This window comes from Deinococcus sp. KSM4-11, from assembly GCF_004801415.1.
Classification (GTDB): Bacteria; Deinococcota; Deinococci; order Deinococcales; family Deinococcaceae; genus Deinococcus.
Window position 1 is genome coordinate 135,574 of sequence record NZ_SSNX01000007.1, and the last position, 19,151, is coordinate 154,724.

At 68.8% G+C, this 19,151-nt stretch carries 17 protein-coding genes; 11 read left to right on the forward strand and 6 right to left on the reverse strand.

The genetic code is table 11. From position 1 onward, the window contains the following. Window positions 1-22 precede the first annotated feature (22 nt). From E7T09_RS17470 to E7T09_RS17515, 10 genes are all read left to right on the forward strand, one after another. Window positions 23-700: a response regulator transcription factor gene (locus tag E7T09_RS17470; protein ID WP_136390469.1), complete on the forward strand. Its 678-nt coding sequence runs from the start codon at window positions 23-25 to the stop codon at window positions 698-700. Between the two features lie 207 nt (window positions 701-907). Continuing rightward, a complete protein-coding gene (locus E7T09_RS17475) occupies window positions 908-3,784 on the forward strand; it encodes a GAF domain-containing protein (protein WP_136390470.1) in 2,877 nt (958 codons plus the stop codon). A 66-nt stretch (window positions 3,785-3,850) separates the two neighbouring features. Continuing rightward, on the forward strand, window positions 3,851-4,990 hold the full coding sequence (locus E7T09_RS22540; RefSeq protein WP_136390471.1) for a sugar MFS transporter: 1,140 nt from the start codon (window positions 3,851-3,853) through the stop codon (window positions 4,988-4,990). Between the two features lie 114 nt (window positions 4,991-5,104). After that, window positions 5,105-5,593, forward strand: a complete 489-nt coding sequence (locus E7T09_RS17485) for a GreA/GreB family elongation factor (RefSeq protein WP_240741864.1) — start codon at window positions 5,105-5,107, stop codon at window positions 5,591-5,593. A gap of 91 nt (window positions 5,594-5,684) precedes the next feature. After that, window positions 5,685-7,244, forward strand: coding sequence for a lysine--tRNA ligase (lysS, locus tag E7T09_RS17490; protein WP_136390473.1), 1,560 nt, complete (start codon window positions 5,685-5,687; stop codon window positions 7,242-7,244). A 265-nt stretch (window positions 7,245-7,509) separates the two neighbouring features. After that, window positions 7,510-8,898 (forward strand): ROK family transcriptional regulator, encoded by a 1,389-nt coding sequence (locus tag E7T09_RS17495; RefSeq protein WP_240741865.1) that lies wholly within the window; start codon window positions 7,510-7,512, stop codon window positions 8,896-8,898. Beyond that, complete coding sequence (locus E7T09_RS17500) at window positions 8,895-10,130, forward strand: ABC transporter substrate-binding protein (RefSeq protein ID WP_136390475.1); 1,236 nt, start codon at window positions 8,895-8,897, stop codon at window positions 10,128-10,130. The genes E7T09_RS17495 and E7T09_RS17500 overlap by 4 nt, the downstream gene beginning before the upstream one ends. Window positions 10,131-10,247: 117 nt before the next feature. After that, complete coding sequence (locus tag E7T09_RS17505) at window positions 10,248-11,372, forward strand: carbohydrate ABC transporter permease (RefSeq protein WP_136390476.1); 1,125 nt, start codon at window positions 10,248-10,250, stop codon at window positions 11,370-11,372. Between the two features lie 68 nt (window positions 11,373-11,440). Then, window positions 11,441-12,232, forward strand: coding sequence for a carbohydrate ABC transporter permease (locus E7T09_RS17510; RefSeq protein WP_136390560.1), 792 nt, complete (start codon window positions 11,441-11,443; stop codon window positions 12,230-12,232). A gap of 169 nt (window positions 12,233-12,401) precedes the next feature. Continuing rightward, window positions 12,402-13,553 carry an ATP-binding protein gene (locus E7T09_RS17515; protein WP_136390477.1) on the forward strand — a complete coding sequence of 384 codons (1,152 nt, stop codon included), beginning with the start codon at window positions 12,402-12,404 and terminating at the stop codon, window positions 13,551-13,553. Between the two features lie 31 nt (window positions 13,554-13,584). Here E7T09_RS17515 and tsaB read toward each other — a convergent pair whose 3' ends face one another. After that, a complete protein-coding gene (gene tsaB / locus E7T09_RS17520; RefSeq protein WP_136390478.1) occupies window positions 13,585-14,148 on the reverse strand; it encodes a tRNA (adenosine(37)-N6)-threonylcarbamoyltransferase complex dimerization subunit type 1 TsaB in 564 nt (187 codons plus the stop codon). Window positions 14,149-14,245: 97 nt separating this feature from the next. Between tsaB and E7T09_RS17525 the strand changes: the two genes are divergently transcribed. Beyond that, window positions 14,246-15,379: a citrate/2-methylcitrate synthase gene (locus E7T09_RS17525; RefSeq protein WP_136390479.1), complete on the forward strand. Its 1,134-nt coding sequence runs from the start codon at window positions 14,246-14,248 to the stop codon at window positions 15,377-15,379. A 62-nt stretch (window positions 15,380-15,441) separates the two neighbouring features. On the opposite strand, the gene E7T09_RS17530 is transcribed toward E7T09_RS17525, so the two are convergent. The 5 genes from E7T09_RS17530 to E7T09_RS17550 form a co-directional block, all read right to left on the reverse strand. Further along, window positions 15,442-15,909, reverse strand: coding sequence for a hypothetical protein (locus E7T09_RS17530; RefSeq protein WP_136390480.1), 468 nt, complete (start codon window positions 15,907-15,909; stop codon window positions 15,442-15,444). 96 nt (window positions 15,910-16,005) lie between these two features. After that, window positions 16,006-16,998, reverse strand: coding sequence for an MBL fold metallo-hydrolase (locus E7T09_RS17535; RefSeq protein ID WP_136390481.1), 993 nt, complete (start codon window positions 16,996-16,998; stop codon window positions 16,006-16,008). 55 nt (window positions 16,999-17,053) lie between these two features. Further along, window positions 17,054-17,551, reverse strand: coding sequence for a metallophosphoesterase family protein (locus E7T09_RS17540; protein WP_240741866.1), 498 nt, complete (start codon window positions 17,549-17,551; stop codon window positions 17,054-17,056). Further along, entirely contained in the window at window positions 17,536-18,471 is a 936-nt protein-coding gene (locus E7T09_RS17545) for a PEGA domain-containing protein (RefSeq protein WP_168734916.1), read from the reverse strand. The genes E7T09_RS17540 and E7T09_RS17545 overlap by 16 nt, the downstream gene beginning before the upstream one ends. Before the next feature lie 151 nt (window positions 18,472-18,622). Further along, complete coding sequence (locus E7T09_RS17550; RefSeq protein ID WP_240741867.1) at window positions 18,623-19,135, reverse strand: hypothetical protein; 513 nt, start codon at window positions 19,133-19,135, stop codon at window positions 18,623-18,625. Between the last annotated feature and the right edge of the window lie 16 nt (window positions 19,136-19,151).

Genomic DNA, 19,151 nt, shown 5'->3' on the forward strand with positions numbered 1-19,151 from the left:
AGCCTCACCGTATCCTGTCGGCATGCTCGACAGCGAAACGGACTCGCCCCGCGCCATCAGCCTGCTGCTCGTGGACGACCACCCGGTCGTGCGCAAGGGCACCCGTGAATTGCTGGAGGGCGAGGCCGACCTGCACGTGGTCGGCGAGGCCGCCAGTGGCGAGGAGGCGATCGTGAAGGCCCGCGCCCTGAGCCCCGACGTGATCCTGATGGACGTGTCCATGCCCGGCATGAACGGCATCGAGGCGACCAAGGCCATCAAGAAGGAGCAGCCGGGCGTGGGCGTGCTGGTGCTCACCAGCTACGACGACGATGCCTACGTGTTCGCGCTGCTCGAAGCGGGCGCGGCCGGGTACCTGCTGAAGAACGCCAGCGAGGACGACCTGCTGGGGGCCGTGCGCGCCGTCGCCGCCGGCGAGAGTGCCCTGCACCCCAGCGTGGCGCGCAAGGTGCTGGAACGCTTCAGCGCGAACGCCACGCCCACCCCGCCCGAGGACGACCTGAGCCCCCGCGAACTGGAAGTCCTGCGCGTGGCCGCCACGGGGCGCACCAACAAGGAAATCGCCCGCGACCTGGACATCAGCCCGCGCACGGTGCAGGTGCACCTGGCCAACATCTTCTCCAAGCTGGGTGTCGGCAGCCGCACCGAGGCCGTCCTGTACGGCATCAAGCGCGGCTGGATCGACCCGAAGATGGTGTGAGGATGCCCCTCTGGGCCACTCCTGACCCGATGGCAAGGCCTGAGGCGGCCAGCGGCCGCGACTTCCCCGGACGACCTGACCTTCAGAAACAGGGTTTGCCGCTGGCATCGTGTGTCCAGCACCGGGCTCCGTCCCACACCTTGAGAACATTTCATGTGGCCGCTCTGGAGCGGCAAGGCGGCCTCACCAGTTCCTGTGACTGACTCTATGACCCTGCCACCCTTTCCCCTGGCCCTCACCAACGCCTCGACCGTGCCGCAGTTCGGTGCGGCGCTGGCCGAATTCGCTTGCCGGGTGGCGGGGGCGCACGGCGTGCAGGTCTGGGTGGTGCAGGACGCCCACCTGGAGGTGGTGGCCGAGGAGGGCCGGGGCCTGGGCCTGAGTGACGGCACGCTTGCCGGGCGGGCGCTGGCCGAGAGCGTACTGCTGGAGGAGGGCATGCTGGCGGCCCTGCCGTTCGGCTGCGGCGTGGTTGAGTTCGTGGGGGCGCGGCCGGAGGGCATCGAGGCGCTGCTGACGGTCTCGCCGCTGTTCACGCTGGCGCTGGAGGGCGTGCAGGCGCGAGAGGCGCGGCGCGGGCACGGGCGGATCGCGGAGACGGTGGAGGGCCTGGTACGGCGGCTGGGGGGCAGTCTGGATCTGCCCCAGGTGCTCACGGTAACGGCGCAGAGCGCGGCGCTGGCGCTGGGCTTCTCACGGGCCTTCGTGGGCCTGTTCGACCAGGTGGTGGAGGGCGTGGCGCGCACGGGTGAGGTGTTCACGTACGGCTTCGACGATGCCTTCACCGGGGGAATCGGGGTGGGGCCGGTGACGTTCGAGCGGCTCATGAACCGGGGCGAGGCGATCCGCTACGAGCGCGTGCGCGACGCCGGAACACCCTACGCAGCGAGCCTGGCGGAACTGGGCTCCGAGGCGGCGGTGCTGGCTCCCCTCAGTGCGCGGGGGCGGCCGCTGGGGCTGCTGTACGTGGATTCCCGCACGCCGGGCGCGGGCGCGACCGAGGACGATGCGCGGCTGGTGCTGGCGCTGGCCGAGCAGGCATCCCTGGCCATCGACAACGCGCGGCTGTACGCGCTAGAGACCCGCAAGCGCGAGGCCGCCGAGGCGCTGCGTGAGGCGGGAGCGGCCCTGGCGGGCAGTCTGCACCTCTCGGACACGCTGCCGCGCGTGCTGGAGCGGGCCATGGCGTTGTTCCGCGCCGATGCGGCGGCGGTGTACGAGCAGCAGCCGGACGGCCGGACGCTGAACATCCGCAGCGCGGTGGGGCTGCCCAGCGAATATGTGCTGCGCGTGCGCGCGAAGGTGGGGGCCGGGGTAACAGGCCGGGCGGCCGAGCAGCGCGAGGTGGTGGCGGCGCGCGACCTGACCACCGAACATTACGGCGGCGGCAGCCGGTACACGCGGCAACTGCTGGCCCAGGGCAAGTACCCGTACCGGGGCGTGGTGGGCCTGCCGCTGCTCACGCGCGCGGGGGTGTTCGGCGTCCTGACCCTGTACTGGGAGGCCACGCTCCCGCTCGACGAGGATGACCAGGCGCTGCTGGGCGTGTTCGCCGCGCAGGCCTCTCTGGCCATCGAGAATGCCCGGCTGTACGAGGAGGAACTGCGCCGCGAGCGCGAGTCGGCGGTGCTGCTGAACGTGGGCCGCCTGCTGGGCGAGGACCAGGGCGACGAGACGCTGGCAGAGGCGGCTCGGCTGGCGACCCTGGCCCTCAACGGTGGGCGCGGTCTGCTCGCCCTGACTGACGAGTACGGCGCGGTGACACGCTGCGCGACGTACAACCTGCATCCACCGCGTCCGGAGGAACTGGCGTCCCTGCTGTCGCAACTGGGGCGGGGGCCGCGCCCGCTGGCACGCCGGGCGTGCCTGCCGGTGGCGGGCAGCGGCCTGATCGTGCCCCTGCACGGCGGCGAGGGCGATGGCCGGGGCCTGCTGGGCTTCCTGTACGCGGACGATCCGGGCACCGATCCGCCCAGCGACCGGGTGCTGGCGCTGGCCCGCTCGGTGGCCGACCAGATGGCCCTGACCCTCACGCGCGAGCGGCTGCTGACTGCCCTGGAACGGGAGGAGGCCCGCTACCGGCAGCTCGCGGAGGGCGCGCACGACCTGATCCTCAGCGCGGACGTGCGGGGCATGGTGACGTACGCGAACCCGGCGGCCGGGCGGCTGCTCGAACCCCTGACCGGGCCGCTGGTGGGTTCCCAGGTGCTGGCGCTGCCCACTCCAGCCACGCAGGACGCTCTGCGGATCGCGTGGATGGCCGCCTCGACCAGCCTCGCGGGGGGCCGGGCGGAGATCCAGGTCGGCCCGTACCGCCTGGAGGTACGCCTGAGCGCCGTCGGGGCGGGGGAGGGCGTGCTGCTCGTCGCGCGGGATCTCTCGGAACTCCAGACGCTGGCCGAGGAGATCACGAGGCGCGGGCAGGCGCTTGAAGCCGCGACCAGCCGCCAGACGGAGCTGCGCACGTACCTGACGCTGTTCACGCAGGCACAGGAAGAGGAACGCCGCCGGATCTCGCGCGAACTGCACGACGACACCGCGCAGGTGCTGACCGCCACGACCCGCCGCGTGGCCCGGCTCGCCCGGGATCTGGACGGCGAGAAACGCGAGCGGGCCGACGACATCCTGAGCGACCTGGACGCGGCCATCGAGAGCGTCCGGCGGTTTGCCCGGAACCTGCGGCCCAGCGTGCTGGACGACTTGGGCCTGCTGCCCGCGCTGGAATGGCTGGCCGGTCAGGCCCACACGGAGACGCGTCTGGAAGTCAGCGGCCAGGAACGCCGCCTGGGGCCGGCGACGGAACTCACCGTCTTCCGCCTGTCGCAGGAGGCGCTGAACAACGTCGATAAGCACGCACAGGCCCACACCGCTGCCATCCGCGTTGCCTTCCGCGAGGATCACGTCCGGGTGGCGATCAGCGATGACGGCCGGGGGTTCACGCCCGAGCAGGCCGACGCGCAGGCGCAGGCCGGACACCTGGGACTGATCGGACTGCGCGAGCGGGTGGAACTGGCCGGCGGGGAACTGGAGGTCGTCAGCGCGCCCGGCCAGGGCACCACGCTGGTCTTCAACCTGCCCGGGTGAACGACGTCTGGACCGGTGGCAGCGAGGCCTCTGCGGGGCGTTCTCCGAGGTGCTAGCGTCCCAGGCGTGACCGCTCACCCGCCCCCACTTTCCCTTCGTCTGCTGGGGGCCGGCAGCGCCGCGTTCTTCACGCTGGGCGTGCTGCAACCCATGTACGGCCCGCTGTTCCCGTTCTTCCAGTCGCACTTCGGGGTGAGCACCGCCTCGGTCGGGGTGATTGCCAGCGCGCATTTCGTGGGGTCGGCCATCACGCCCCCGCTGGCGGGCCTGGTTCTCATGCGCCTCAGCACCCGGCGGGTCGTGGTGGGGTGCCTGCTGCTGCTGCTGCTGGCGGCGCTGCTGGTGGGCTTTGCCCCCAGCTGGCCATTGGCGGTCGGGGCGGCGGTGCTCGGCGGCGTCTCACAGGGCGGCCTGGCCAGCGCCATCAACGCCTACCTGGCCAGTGCGGGCACGCGGGCCATCAGTTTCGCGAACGCGGTGTTCGGGCTGGCCAGCATGCTCGCGCCGCTGGTGGCCGTGTGGCTCGCGCCGCAGGGACTGATGTGGCCGTTCGTGGTCGTGGCGGGCCTGGCAGCGCTGTCGCTGCTGGCCGCGCGGGTGTGGGGCGTGCCGGCCATGCCGCTCCCGGCCGCGCAGGCTCCCAGCTGGCGGGTGGGCCGTTCCCTGAGCCTGTTTGTGGTCATGCTGATTCTCTACGTGGGGCTGGAAGTGGGATTTGGGGCGTGGGGCAGCAAGCACATGACGGGCATCGGCTTTCCGCAGGCGGCCCTGATCGTCAGCCTGTACTGGGGTGGCTTCACGCTGGGCCGCGCGCTGGCGAGCGCCTTCGGAGCGCGCTTCCGGCCCGGTTCCCTGGTGCTGGGCTGCGCCGCCCTGGCGACCGGGTTCGCCGTGCTGGGCACCGTGCCCGTGCTCGCTCCCTTCACGTACCCGCTGGCCGGGCTGGCGCTCGGGCCAATCTTCGGCGTCTCGATGGTCTGGGCGGCCCAGCTGCTGCCGGTGCGCCTGATCCCGTTTCTGCTGGTGTCGGGCAGCGTGGGCGGCATCCTGATTCCATGGCTGATCGGGCTGTCCTTCGCGCGGAGTGGCCCGGTCGCGGTGCCGATGATCATGACCGTGCTGGGCGGGCTGCTGTGCGTGCTGGTCGCCGTCACGATGCGCGTGACGCGGCGGCGCGTCGCCGTGGACGTCCGCCCGGCCGCCTGAACGGGGGCGGGTGCGTTGCCAGCGGGGGGGGCGTGTGGCAGAATGCGCGCTGATTCTCACCAACCTACTCACACCCGTCCCTTCGGGGACACCCAAGCTGGTACGGAGGCCGAAGTGGCGCAAGCGAGCAGACAGGTGAAACTCACACGGGAAGGCTTCGAGCGCCTTCAGAAGACGCTGGAGCAGGAACAGGCCCGCCTGGCGGAAGCGACCCGCATCCTGCAGGAGCAGATGGAGACCAGTTCCGATACCGAGGACACGGGACTGGAGGATGCCAAGCGCGAGAAGATGAACATCGAGGCGCGCATCGACGAACTCGAGGACACCCTGGCCCGCGCGACCGTGATCGAGGATCACGAGAACGAGGGCCGCGTGGAACTCGGCGCGATCGTCATGCTGGCGAACGAGACCACCAAGAAGGACATGAAGGTGCAGGTCGTGTCGGCCCCCGAGGCGACTGTCACGGGCGGCAGCCTGCCCCGGGTGAGCGAGGACAGTCCGGTCGGCAAGGAACTGATGGGCCGCAAGAAGGGCGACGCCTTCGTGGTGAACCTCGACAACGGCAAGCAGATGAAGTACAAGGTCAAGAGCATCGAGTACTAGGTTCCAGGCGCGTCCATTCACACAGCGGGGCAGGTGTGCGTAAGCCATCTGCCTCCTGTCTTGTGGAGTCGGCGTCCGTATACTTCCCCCCATGACCGACGTTTCTTCTCCCGCGAGTGCCGGGCCGTCGCCCGCGCGACGTGAGGGTCTGCATGAGCAGACGGTGGCCCGCCTCAACAACCTCGACGCGCAGGTGGCGGCTGGGTTCGAGGCGCATCCCTATTCGTATGCCCGCACGCACCACGCGCGGGACGTGCTGGCGGCGCACCCGGCCGACCGCGAGGGCAAGCTGGACGCGGGGCAGGAGTGGCCGGACGAGGTGTACGCCCTGGCGGGCCGCGTGACGCTGCTGCGGCACATGGGCAAGGCGGCTTTCGCGGACCTGCGCGATGAATTCGGCACGCTGCAACTGTTCTTCAGCAAGCAGGACACGGCGGAGTTCGATCCGACGAAGAAGATCGACCTGGGCGACATTATCGGCGTGAGCGGGCATCCCTTCGTCACGAAGACCGGGCAGCTGACCCTGAAGGTCACGTCGTGGCAGCCGCTGGTCAAGAGCCTGCATCCGCTGCCCAGCAAGTTCCACGGTCTGCAGGACGAGGAACTCCGTGCCCGGCGGCGGTACCTGGACTTGATGGTCACAGAGGGTGCGCGGGAGAAGTTCCAGGCGCGCAGCCGCATGATCCGGTACATCCGTCAGGTGCTGGACGGCCGGGGCTTCATGGAGGTCGAGGGACCGACCCTCCAAGTCACGGCGGGCGGCGCCGAGGCGCGGCCGTTCATGACTCACCACAACGCGCTGTCGCACGACTTCAAGCTGCGGATCAGCCTGGAGCTGTACCTCAAGCGGCTGCTGGTGGGCGGCTTCGAGAAGGTCTACGAGATCGGCCGGGTGTACCGCAACGAGGGCATCGACCGCACGCACAACCCGGAATTCACCATGCTGGAGCTGTACTGGGCCTATGTGGACTACGCCGACATCGCGCGGCTGGTCGAGGAGCTGCTGAGCGGCATGGCCCTGGAGGTACACGGCTCGTACCAATTCGAGTACCAGGGCCGGACGCTGGATTTCACGCTGCCGTTCGCGCGCGTGGACTACGTGGGTGGGCTGCGCGAACACGTGCCGGAGCTGGATTTCGATCCGCTCGATCTGGAGCGGCTGCGCGCGTTCTGCGACGCCCGCTATCCGCAGTGGAAGGGCGTGCCGGCGTACAAGCTGCTGGACAAGCTGTTTGGCGAGTACGTGGAGCCGCTGCTGACCAACCCGACCTTCGTGATGGATCACCCGGCGGTGATTAGTCCGCTGGCCAAGACGCACCGCAGCCGCACGGACGCCGTGACCGAGCGCTTCGAGGTGTTCTGCTCGGGCTTCGAGCTGGCCAACGCCTTCAGTGAACTGAACGACGCCTTCGACCAGCGTGAGCGCTTCGAGGCGCAGAGTGCGCGGCAGGCGGCGGGCGACGACGAGGCCCATCCGCAGGACGAGGACTTCCTACTGGCGCTGGAATACGGCATGCCCCCGGCGGGGGGGTTGGGCATCGGCATCGACCGGCTGGCCATGCTGCTGACCGATTCGGACTCCATCCGGGACGTGCTGCTGTTCCCGCTGCTGCGCCCGGAAGGCGTCGAGGACGCAGCCGCCGAGACCTGAACTCGGGCATGGATGGAAGCTGGCCAGGGCAACCCGGCCAGCTTTCGCCATGGCCGTATCAACATCAACCGCAGGGGCTGGACACCCCTGTGCTGGCCAGCGGTGTATCGATTCAGTTGATTTGTCCATTTGACAAACAAAATTCGCCGGTGCAGCATGACCTCCGCACACCGTCCATCGTCCTCACACGGACTCCACATCTTTTGCTTCCGCCATGACCCGCCCCGGGTTCGCGGTCGCCCCTGTACGCGGGGCCAGGATCTCCTTGACACACTCCCCTCCCCACGACACGCTGGATCTGGCGGCCATCCGGGCACGCCACACCCTGCTGCTGCTGGGACTGCTGTGGGACGGCGACCGGGCCAGGGTGGACATCGCCCGCGATCTGGGCTTGTCGCGTAGCGCGATCAGCAGCATCGTGGCGGAACTCATGGAGGTCGGCCTGGTGCAGGAAGGCGGCACCCGGGACGGCACGGGCGTGGGCCGCCGCGCCACCCTGCTCCACCTGAACGCCCGCGCGGCCGCGCTGCTGGCCATCGACCTGGGGGCCAGTCACGCCCGCGTGGACGTGCTCGACCTGCGCTGCCGCAGCTTGGCCTCTCGCAGCGTGCCGCACGATATCCAGCTCGGCCCGCAGGCCACCTACGCCCTGCTGACCAGCCTGGCCACCCAGGTGCTCCAGGAAGCGGGCGTGCCGCTGACCCAGGTGGCCGTGGCGGGCGTCGGCGTCCCCGGCCCGGTCGACCACGAGTCCGGCCGGGTCGTGCAGCCCCCGAACATGCCCGGCTGGGACGGCGAGCACGTCGGCGAGCATCTGCGCGCGGCGCTGGGCGTGGACGTCCTAGTGGACAACGACGCCAACCTGGGCGCGCTGGCCGAGGCCCGCTTCGGCGCGCACCGGGGCGTCAGCGACCTGATCTACGTCAAGCTGGCCACGGGTATCGGCGCGGGCGTGCTGCTGGGGGGCCGTCTGCATCGGGGTGCCCGCGGCGGTGCGGGCGAGATCGGGCACATCAGCATCAACGAACAGGGTCCGGTCGGGCGCAGCGGAAACCCCGGCAGCCTGGAAAGCTACGCGGCGGCGCAGGTGCTGGTGCCACTCGCCACGCGCCTGCACGCCGAGGGAACGCCCACGACCATGAACGCCCCCCTGACCCTCGACGACCTGCTGCGCCATGCAAACTCCGATCCGCTGGCACAGGCCGTGTGGGAAACGGCCGGGCATCATCTGGGCGTGGCGATCAGCACCACCCTGAACCTCTTCAATCCGCAGGCGGTCGTGATCGGCGGTCGGCTCGCGCAGGCGGGCAACGTGCTGATCGACGCGATCCGGGCCAGTGCGGATCGGCGCACCATGCGCATCAACGCGGATCGCGCCCGCATCGACCTCGGCACGCTGGGCGAGCATGCCGGCGTCCTGGGAGCCGGAGCCATGATGCTCGGCGCCCTGTTCACGCCGCGCGGCCTGCCCCACCTGTACCGCGTGTCGCGGGCCGCGCAGGAGGCCGGCGTGGGCAGTCGCGCGCCACCCCGCGGAGGACTATCATCCGGAACGCCTGACAACCCTGCGTCACCCCCAGCCCGTCCGGGCCTCACGGCGCAGCCTTTTACCCTCGCCCCGCCCCTTCCCTTTCCGTTCGGAGGAACACCATGAAGAAAGCCCTGATGATCGCCACTGCCCTCGCCGTCACGTCCAGCGCCCTCGCCGCTGGCAAGCTGGAAATCTTCTCCTGGTGGTCCGGCGACGAAGCGCCCGCCCTGAACGCCCTGGTCAAGCTGTACCAGTCCAAGTACCCCGGCGTGAACGTCGACAACGCCACCGTCTCGGGCGGCGCCGGCACGAACGCCAAGGCCGTCCTCAAGACCCGCATGTTGGGCGGCACGCCCCCCGATTCCTTCCAGGCGCACGCTGGGCAGGAACTGATCGGCACCTGGGTCGTCGCCAACCGCATGCAGGACCTGACCCCGCTGTTCAAGAGCGAGGGCTGGAGCAAGGTGTTCCCCGCAGACCTGATCAAGCTGATCACGTACAAGGGCGGCATCTGGAGCGTGCCGGTAAACGTGCACCGCAGCAACGTCTTCTGGTACAACCCCGCCAAGCTCAAGGCGTGGGGCGTGACCGTGCCCAAGACCTGGCCCGAGTTCCTGACCACCTGCTCCACCCTGAAGGCCAAGGGCGTGGCCGCGCCGCTGGTCGTCGGCGAGAACTGGACGCAGCAGCAGCTGTGGGAAAACGTCGTGATCGGTACCATCGGCGCTCAGGGCTGGCAGGACCTGTGGAGCGGCAAGCTGAAGTTCACCGATCCCCGCGTCGTCGGAGCGTTCACCACCTTCGGCAAGGTCATGGACTGCGCCAACAAGGACGCCTCGGGCCTCAGCTGGCAGCAGGCCACGGACCGCGTGATCGACGGCACCAGCGCGTTTAACCTGATGGGCGACTGGGCGGCCGGGTACTTCACCACCACCAAGAAACTCGCTCCCGGCACCGGCTTCGGCTGGGCCGCCGCCCCCGGCACCACCAAGGTCTTCGTGATGCTCGCCGACTCCTTCGGGCTGCCCAAGGGCCTGAAGGATCCCACCGAGACCATGAACTGGCTCAAGGTGCTGGGCAGCAAGGAAGGTCAGGACACCTTCAACCCGCTGAAGGGCTCGATCGCGGCCCGCACGGACAGCGACCTGACCAAGTACAGCGCGTACTCCAAGAGCGCCGCGACCGACTGGAAGAGCAGCAAGATCGTGGGCAGCATGGTGCACGGCGCCGTGGCCCCCGAGAGCTTCACCAGCGCCTTCGGCGCCGTGATCGACCAGTTCATGGCCGGCAAGGACAGCGCCGCCGCCGCCGCCGCCTCGCAGCAGCTCGCCCTGCGCGCCGGCATCGGCAAGTAAGCTCCCCGACAGGAGCACGCAACACCCGGTGACGGGGTGTGGACTGTGGGGCCAGCGCGCCTCCGGTTCACACCCTGAGCCATTGAAGGGTGCCTTACCCGCAAGGAGGCCAGAACCATGAAAGGCCTGAGTAAAGACCGGTTGTGGTCGATCGCCGTCCTGACGCCCAGCATCATCCTGATCGCGGTGTTCGTGTACGGTTTTATCGCCCGCAGCGTGTACGTCAGCATGACCGACTGGGGCAACGATCCCGCACAGGCGCTGGCCGAGCATCCCATCATCCGCTGGGTGGGCCTCGCCAACTACGGCGAACTGTTCACGGGCTTCTTGCAGGGCCGGTTCCGGCAGGAACTCGTGAGCACCATCTTCTTCACCGTGCTGTTCATCGCCGGCTGCCTGATCCTGGGCCTGGGCCTCGCGCTGATCCTCGACCGCAACCCGAAAGGCGAGGGGCTGTGGCGCACCATCTTCCTGTTCCCCATGAGCCTGTCATTCATCGTGACCGGTACCATCTGGCGCTGGATGCTGCAACCGCAGGGCGGTGTGAACATGGCCCCCACGCTTGTCGGCGGCCAGCCCAGCACCTTCGGGTGGTTGAGCAGCACGGACGCGGTGCTCAAGTTCGATTGGAACAAACTGCCGCTGCTGACCGCCAGCGTGGTGGGGATCGTGCTGGTCGTGGTGGCGGTGCGCGCCGCGCAGGGCGGTGACCGTCGCCGCACCATCGTCGCCGCCGTGTGCGCTGCCATTCTGCTGCTGTGGGCGCTTTTCGTCGGGCCGAACATCAAGATGCTGCCCGCCCCCGAGTTCCACGGCTTCAACCTCGCCCTGATCGGCATCATCATCGCGGCCGTGTGGCAGATGAGCGGCTACACCATGGCGCTGTACCTCGCGGGCCTGCGCGGCATTCCCGAGGAACTGCGCGAGGCCGCGAAGGTCGACGGCGCGAACGACTACGGCATGTACCGCCACGTGATCTTCCCGCTGCTCTCCCCGATCACGCTCTCGGCCATGATCATCCTGGGGCACATCAGCCTCAAGATCTTCGACCTGGTGTACGCCATGGCCGGCCCGGACAACATCAACACCAGCGTTCCGGCCCTGAACATGTACCTGACCTCCTTCCGGCAGAACCAGTTCTCGCTGGGCGCCGCAATCGGCACGGTGCTGCTGATCCTGGTGGCGTTCATCATCGTGCCGTACCTGGCCTCGCAGTTCCGCACTGAGGAGGGCCACGCATGACCGCCACCCCGGCACAGAACACACCCACCACCCTGCCCCGCGCTGGCGTGAAACCCGGCCGCATCGGCATGTACGCGCTGCTGGTCATCGCCGCGCTGTTCTTCCTGGTGCCCATCTACTTGGTGTTCGCCACGGCCTTCAAGACCCCGGACGCCATCAACCTCGCCACGTCCTGGCACTGGCCCACGGCCCTGAACTGGGCGAGCTTCAGCGACGCGTGGGCGAAGATCGGCGGGAACCTCGGCAACAGCCTTTTCCTGGCCGTGACCGCCACGATCCTGAGCGCCCTGCTCGGCAGCGTGAACGGCTACGCCCTGAGCAAATGGAAGTTCCGGGGGGCCAACACGCTCTTCGCGTTGATGCTGTTCGGGATGTTCATTCCGTACCAGGCCGTGCTGATCCCACTCTTTCAGTTCATCAAGGCGCTGGGCCTGTACGGCTCGATCTGGGGCTTGATCCTGGCGCACGTCGTGTACGGCATTCCCATCACCACCCTGATCTTCCGGAACTTCTACGCCGACGTGCCCGACGCCCTGATCGAGGCGGCGACCATCGACGGCGCGGGCTTCTGGAGCATCTACCAGAAGGTCATCTTCCCGATCTCGATTCCGGGCTTCGTGGTCGTGATCATCTGGCAGTTCACGCAGGTGTGGAACGAGTTCCTGTTTGCCGCCACCCTCACCAACACGTCGTCGCAGCCGGTCACCTACGCCCTGTCGCAGCTTTCGGGCGGGCAGGCCGTATCGTGGAACCTGCCGATGGCCGGCGCCATCCTGGCCGCGCTGCCCACACTGCTGGTGTACATCCTGCTGGGCCGCTACTTCGTGCGGGGCCTGCTGGCCGGGAGCGTCAAGGGCTGACGCTGTCCTGCCCGCGCCCATGTTCCCCGAACGCCGCGGCCTGTGCTGCGGCGTTCGCGTTGAACCCTCACCGCCGCACAGGCCGCGCAATGCGTGGAACGCCACTCCACCGCACCTGCATGGGCGCGTGAATCCTGCCGCCCGCGCGGGGTAGACTGACGCCCTAGGCATGGCGAGCGCTGATTCCCCCACGGTATTCGTTGTCGCGGCCGACCCGGCCCGCGCAGCCACCCTCGTTCATGCCCTGCCCCAGGTGACCGTGATTCCCGTCACGGACGCCGAGACGCTGCTGCGCGAGGCGCACGTCACGCCGCCCGACGTGGTGCTGCTGTACACCGACACGCCCGGCGTGCCGCTGTGGCAGGTGCTGCCCATGCTGCGCCAGCGCGCGGAACTGGCCGGCACGCGCTGGCTGGCGGTGGGCACGCAGGGCCTGGGCGAGATGCTGAGCGCCGGGGCCGACGCCCTGATCAGCGACACCACGCCGACCGCCGCGCTGGTCTTGCAGGTGCGCACCATGCTGGGCCGCGCCACGCAGCACCACGACCTGCAGGGCCGGGTCGCCACACTGCAGCGCCGCATGGACACCTGGGAGCACGAGGAACGCGTGCGCGACCAGCTGGTGCACATGCTGGTGCACGACCTGAAGAACCCCATCGCAGCCGTCATGGGCCTGCTGGAGATCGTGTACGACGATCACCGTGTTCCCGAGGACAACCGCGAGCTGATCAAGGTCGCCCGCGACGAGACCCAGCACCTGCTGCACCTCGCCGTGAACATGCTGGACGTGCGCAAGATACAGGCGGGCAAGATGCACCTCAAGCGCGAGCTGGTGTTCAGCCCGATGTTTGAGGAGATCCTGGAGCAGGCGCGCGGGGACGTCGGCAGCGGCCTGCGGGACCGGCACGTCCGGGTGGACGTCGAGCAGGACCTCTCGCCTGCCAGCGCCGATCCGGAAATCCTGCGCCGCGTGATGGCGAATCTGGTCAGCAACGCCATGAAGCACACCACGACCGGTGGCGTGATCACGCTGCTGGTACGCGCCGTGCCCACCGGCGTGCAGGTGGCCGTGCGCGACGACGGCGAAGGCATTCCCGCCGAGGATATTCCCAACCTGTTCGCCGCCTTCGAGCAGTCCCGCCTGACCCTGCACGGCCGCTTCGACACCGGCATGGGCCTGGCCTTCTGCAAGCTGGCCATCGAGGAACACGGCGGCACCATCTGGGTTGAGTCCGAACGGGGCAAGGGCGCGGCCTTCTACTTCAACCTGCCGCTGGCCGTGGATGGCGACGACGACGATTTCATCGAGATCCTGAACTGACCGGCCTGCACCGGGCTTTCCCGGAGCGGGCCTACAGGTACGCCAGCGTCCAGTCCGCCGCGCCGTGATCGAGTCCCGCACGCAGCAGCGCCAGACCATCCGGCACCGGATCGTGTCGGTGGGGAAGCCCATCCAGCAGGGCCTGGAAGTCCTGAAGGGCGTACTTGGCCGGGGCGTGGCGGACGGCGGTGACCACACCGTCCTGCACGTCATACACCGCGCCGTACACGTTGCCCTTGCGGGCGTCCATCGACACGCCCTGGGGGCCGTCGCCGCTGACCAGGGCCTCCAGCGTGGACACGCCCAGCACCCGCGCTCCCCACACGGATGCCAGCCCCAGGGCGTAGCTGGCACCCACCCGCACGCCCGTGTAGGAACCCGGCCCCGTGCCGATAACGATGGTGTCCGCCAGCAGGGGAAGCACGGCTTCCCCGAACAGTTCCTGCACGCCCTCCGGCAGCTGTTCGGCATGGGCGCGGCCCACCTCGCGCGCCGCTGTCACCACGGTGGTACCCCAGCTCAGGGCCAGCGTCAGGAACGGCGTGGCCGTGTCCAGGGCCAGGGTGACGTGCGGGTGGGCGTCTGGGGCGGTCATCGCGGGGCATTGTAGGGGCCGCCGGGCGCGCTGTCACCTGTACAGGAACGTCGACAGGGCCGGGCGTGGGGGTGGCCGATGGTATCCTCAGGACAACATGACGACCATTGCCAAGGGCCTGGAAGGGGTTCTCTTCACCGAGAGCAAACTGACGTTCATCAACGGCTCAGAGGGCATCCTGACGCACCTGGGTATCCCCATTCAGGAATGGGCGGAGAACAGCACCTTCGAGGAGCTGAGTCTGGCGCTGCTTGACGGCAAGCTGCCCACGGCCGCCGAACTCTCCACCTTCGACGCGCACCTCAAGGCGAACCGCGCCATTCCCGAGAAGCTCAGCGCGGAAATTGCCAGTTTCCCGAAGAACGTGCATCCCATGCAGGCGCTGCGCACCGCCGTGTCGTACCTGGGCCTGTTCGATCCGCAGGCCGAGGAGACCGGCGAGGAGGCCCGCCGCGCCATCAGCATCCGCATGATCGCGCAGTTCGCCACCATCATCGCTGCCATCGCCCGTGCCCGCGAGGGCCAGCCGGTCATCGCGCCCCGCAGTGACCTGACGCACGCCGGAAACTTCCTGTACATGCTGACCGGCAAGGAACCCACGACCGAGCAGGCGAGGCTGTTCGACATCGCGCTGGTGCTGCACGCCGATCACGGCATGAACGCCAGCACCTTCACGGCCATCGCCACGAGCAGCACACTCAGCGACATGTACTCGTGCATCGTGTCGGCCATCGGTGCCCTGAAAGGCCCGCTGCACGGCGGCGCGAATGAAGCCGTGATGGACATGCTCGACGAGGTCGGCACACCCGACAAGGCCGCAGAGTACATCAACGCCAAGCTCGATAACAAAGAGAAGATCATGGGCGTCGGGCACCGCGTGTACAAGTACTTCGACCCCAGAAGCCGGGTGCTGCGCGACTACGCCGAGCATGTCGCCAGCAAGGAAGGCAAGAGCACGTACTACCAGATCCTGGAGACCATCGAGAAGGTCGTCGTCGACCGGATCGGCTCCAAGGGCATCTACCCGAACGTGGACTTCTACAGCGGCACGGTCTATTCCGACCTGGGCATCAAGAAGGAATATTTCACGCCGATCTTCGCGCTGGCCCGCATTTCCGGCTGGTGCGCCAGCGTCATCGAGTACTCCCGCGACAACCGCCTGCTGCGCCCCGACTCCGCGTATACCGGCGCGACCGACCAGCACTACGTGAAGCTGCAAGACCGGCAGTAATTGCCTCAGGCGGGAGGGCAGAGGGCCGGGAACCGGCGCGCTCTGCCCTCCCGGTCTGTGTTCTACGCGCTCAGGCCCTTGCTGCCGTGTAGGGTGCGTTCCACGGCCTCAGTGATCTCGGTCTCGAAGCGGCCCAGGTGCTCGCGCAGGCGATCCAGCTCGCCAGGCCCCAGATCCGGCAGCCACAGTACGCTGCGGCCCAGCACCGCGAAGGTCGTGGGCGCGTCCTCGTCTTCCTCATCCTCGTCGTCGTTCTCGACCGGGTCGAGGTTCAGAGCACCGTAGTCCAGGCCCTGGTTCAGCAGGTTCATGCCCATCAGGATGTCCGGCAGGCTGTCTTCCTCGACGTACAGGTCGAGGTCCAGGTGCAGGCGGACGATCACGCCGCCCTGGTGGTCGCGCTCTGCGAAGAGCGCCACGCGCGTCTCGCCGTGCTGGATCAGCGCGCCGTCCTCCACGGGCTCGACGGTCATGCCGCTGTTCTGCAACGCCGTGACGATGCGCTGCAATTCTGTCTGCGAGGCCGTCATGCCGGGGAGTATAGAGCCCTGCCCGCACGTGGATTGCAGGAAAAGGTGGTGGAAGCTGCACACGGTGGGGGGCGGGGGCGATCCCCACCGCCGGACTCAGGCGTGGTAGATCCAGACCTCCCGCGCTTCATCCCAGGTGCGGTACAGCTGCCCCAGCAGCCGCAGGTGCTCGGCGTGCGCCAGGGTTTCGGCCAGCGCGAAGCGGCGACCAGAGGTGTTCAGTTCCCTGTTGAACATTGCCAGTGACAGGTCGTAGGCGCTGCGCGGCTCACGGCCCGCCTCGGCGGCCACGAAGTCCAGCCGCTCGTGGTGATGCTCACGCAGTTCGCGGGCCCGGGCCTGCACGCCCTCCATGACCGGGCCGTGGTGCCCCACGACCGCCCGGCGGGGGTTCAGGGCCTCTAGCTTGCCGAGCGTCTGGAGGTAATCGCCCAGCGGATCGGGCCGGGTGTACGCGTACAGGCCCACGTTCGGGCTGATGCGCGGCAGGATCGCGTCCCCGGCGATGAGCACGCTCTCGTCCTCGTTCCACAGGCCCAGGTGCCCGTCGGCATGGCCGGGCAACCACAGCACTTCCCACTCGCGACCGGTCAGGGTCACGTGCTGGCCCTCACGCAGCGGGTGGACACGGCTGGCCGGATGCACCCGGTCGCGGCCCCGGCGGGTGTCCGCGCCCATCTCCGAGAGCGACTCGCGCGGCAGGCCGTGGTCGCGCATGTGCTTGAGGTGGCCGGGCAGCCACTCCTCCCACAGGTGCCAGTAGCGTTCCCCGCGCCCGATCTCCACGTCCAGCATGTGCACGGCCGCGCCGCTGCGCTCCTCGACCACGCCCGCCAGCCCGTAATGGTCCGGGTGGTGGTGCGTGATGATGACCTGCTCCACATCGCTCCAGTGCAGGCCCAGCGCGGCCAGGCCGTCCTCGATGGCCGCCTTCGCCTCGGGCGTGTCGAGCGCCGTATCGATCATGGTGACCGGGCCGTGGGCGGGCGCGTCGATCAGCACCGTCACGGTCTTCATCGGGTACGGAATCGGCACCTGGAGGGCGTGTAGCGAGCCCAGCACGGGGGTGAGCAGCGGGGCATCGGTCATGCCCGGAGGCTAGCACCCGCCTCCGTTCCCCTCCTGCTCCCGCGTGCGGAACAGGTCAGGGGTGCAGACGCAGAGGTTCGATGCGGAACGTGCCCTTGTCCACGTGCAGCCACGCGCAGGCGATGGGCAAGCTGAAGCGTCGCGGGCCGACCGACCCTGGATTCAGGTAGGTCACGCCCTCACGGATCTCGACGTGCGGCGTGTGCGTATGGCCGCTCACGACGACTTGGATACCGGCATCCACCGGGCGCAGGTCGAGGTCATGAAGGTCGTGCAGGACGTACACGAACACGGCTCCCAGTTCCAGCAGGAGGGTCGCGGGCAACCCATCCAGAGGGGGTGTGCGATCGACGTTCCCGCGCACGGCGTACACCGGGGCGGGCGTTATGGCCCGCAGATCCTCCAAGAGCTCCGGTCGCCCCACGTCTCCCGCGTGCAGGATCACGTCGGCGTCCGGCCCGAGTGCCAGTACCTCCGGGCGCAGCAGGCCGTGCGTGTCGGAGATCACCAGCACGCGCCGGACGGCCTGGAGGGGGTTCAGGGTGTCCGGCACCCGTAGACTCCGGCGTCCAGCGCGCAGCGGATGGTCGTGACCTGGGTGGCCGTGATCCTCACCAGCAGGTTCTGCGGTTTCAGCGCCCTGTCGAGCGGCAGAACATTCACGCCCACCGTGCCCGGCCGGAGGGCCACGCGCAGCGGTTTGCCCCTGCCCGGCACCTGTCCGGCCGAACTCCCGTCGATCAAGACCTGCGCGGGGATGTCCGACGCGACGCTCAGCGTGCCCGTGATCGGCACGAGCACCGCGCGCACCTCGGCCACGCCATTCTCCGGGACGTTCACCCGCTGAGACCGGCTGGACAGACCGGGGGCCGTGACCGTGACCGCCACACTGCCGACCGGCACGTCTGGAATGGTCAGGGGCGCGTAGCCCGCCAGGTGCCCCTCCACGCGCACCTCCGCGCCCGGCTCGGACGCCACGACCCGCAGCGTGCCGAAGCGGCCCACCGTGTACGTGGTCGTCGCGACCGTATACGCCCCGGCTGGAAGGTTCTGCGCCGCGACCTGCACGTCCCGTCCCGCCTCGTCCAGCGAACGGGCGCCCTGCGCGGTCGACACGTCCAGCGGTTGCAGGCTCGCGACCGTGTACACCTGTGTGAAACCAGAACTGGGAGGCAGGCGCACCGGCACCGCCGTTCCGGCCGCCACCGCCCCCACCGAGACCACCTGCACCGGCTGCCCGGACGTGAGCACCAGCGAGGACACATATGCCGGGCGGTCTGTCGTGACCAGCAGTGCTCCCGGCCCCGGGGGGCGGTACAGTGTCTCGCCGGTGACTGTGCTGATCGCCGTGTCGGACAGCTGCGCCTCAACCCGCAGCAGGGCGCCCGTCTGCGCGCGCAGCGGTGCGGGAACGCACGCCACGAGCGCGGCGGTCAAGGCCGCCACTCCCCAGATCCACCTGAACCGCGTCATCATTCCAGGGTAGGCGTTCGCGTCAGCCCGGCGGTTCAGGGAAGCTGACGGCACGTTTACTCATGTGCGGCCTGGCGGGCACCCCACAACAACAGCCCGGCCGGAACCGGGCTGTCGGTGGGAACGCTGGTTCAGGGAAGGCGCTTCATGTTCAGGGAAGGCGCTTCATGATGGACTGCAGGCTGGCGCTGTCGGCCCAGGCCATGCCCTTGTCCACGTACATGCGGGCCGTCTCGGTGTCGCCGCGCTGCAGGGCCAGATACGCGAGTTTCGCGGCGCTCAGGGAGGCCCACTGCTTCTCGGTATCGTTCAGATCCGTGAGCTTGCTCCAGGCGTTGTACGCGTTGATCCACCACTGGGTCTTGGTGTACAGCTGCGCCAGGTACGCGTTGTAGTCGCGGTTGCCCGCTTCCATGCTGGCGGCGTAGTACGCGTGATCTACCGAGGCCTTCCACAGCGTGCGGTCGTAGAAGGGCACGGGGTAGGCCACGTCGGCCTGCACGGCGAACTCCTGCGCCTTGGCGTAGTTGTCGCTGGCGCTCATGGTGGCGGGGCTGTCCATGGCGGGCGTGGCCGTGTCGGTCGTGGTGGTGGTCGTGGTGGTGTCCTGCGCGGCGGCGAGGCCTGCCAGTGCGAACGCGGTCAGCATGAGAATCTTCTTCATATCAGTTCGCATCTTA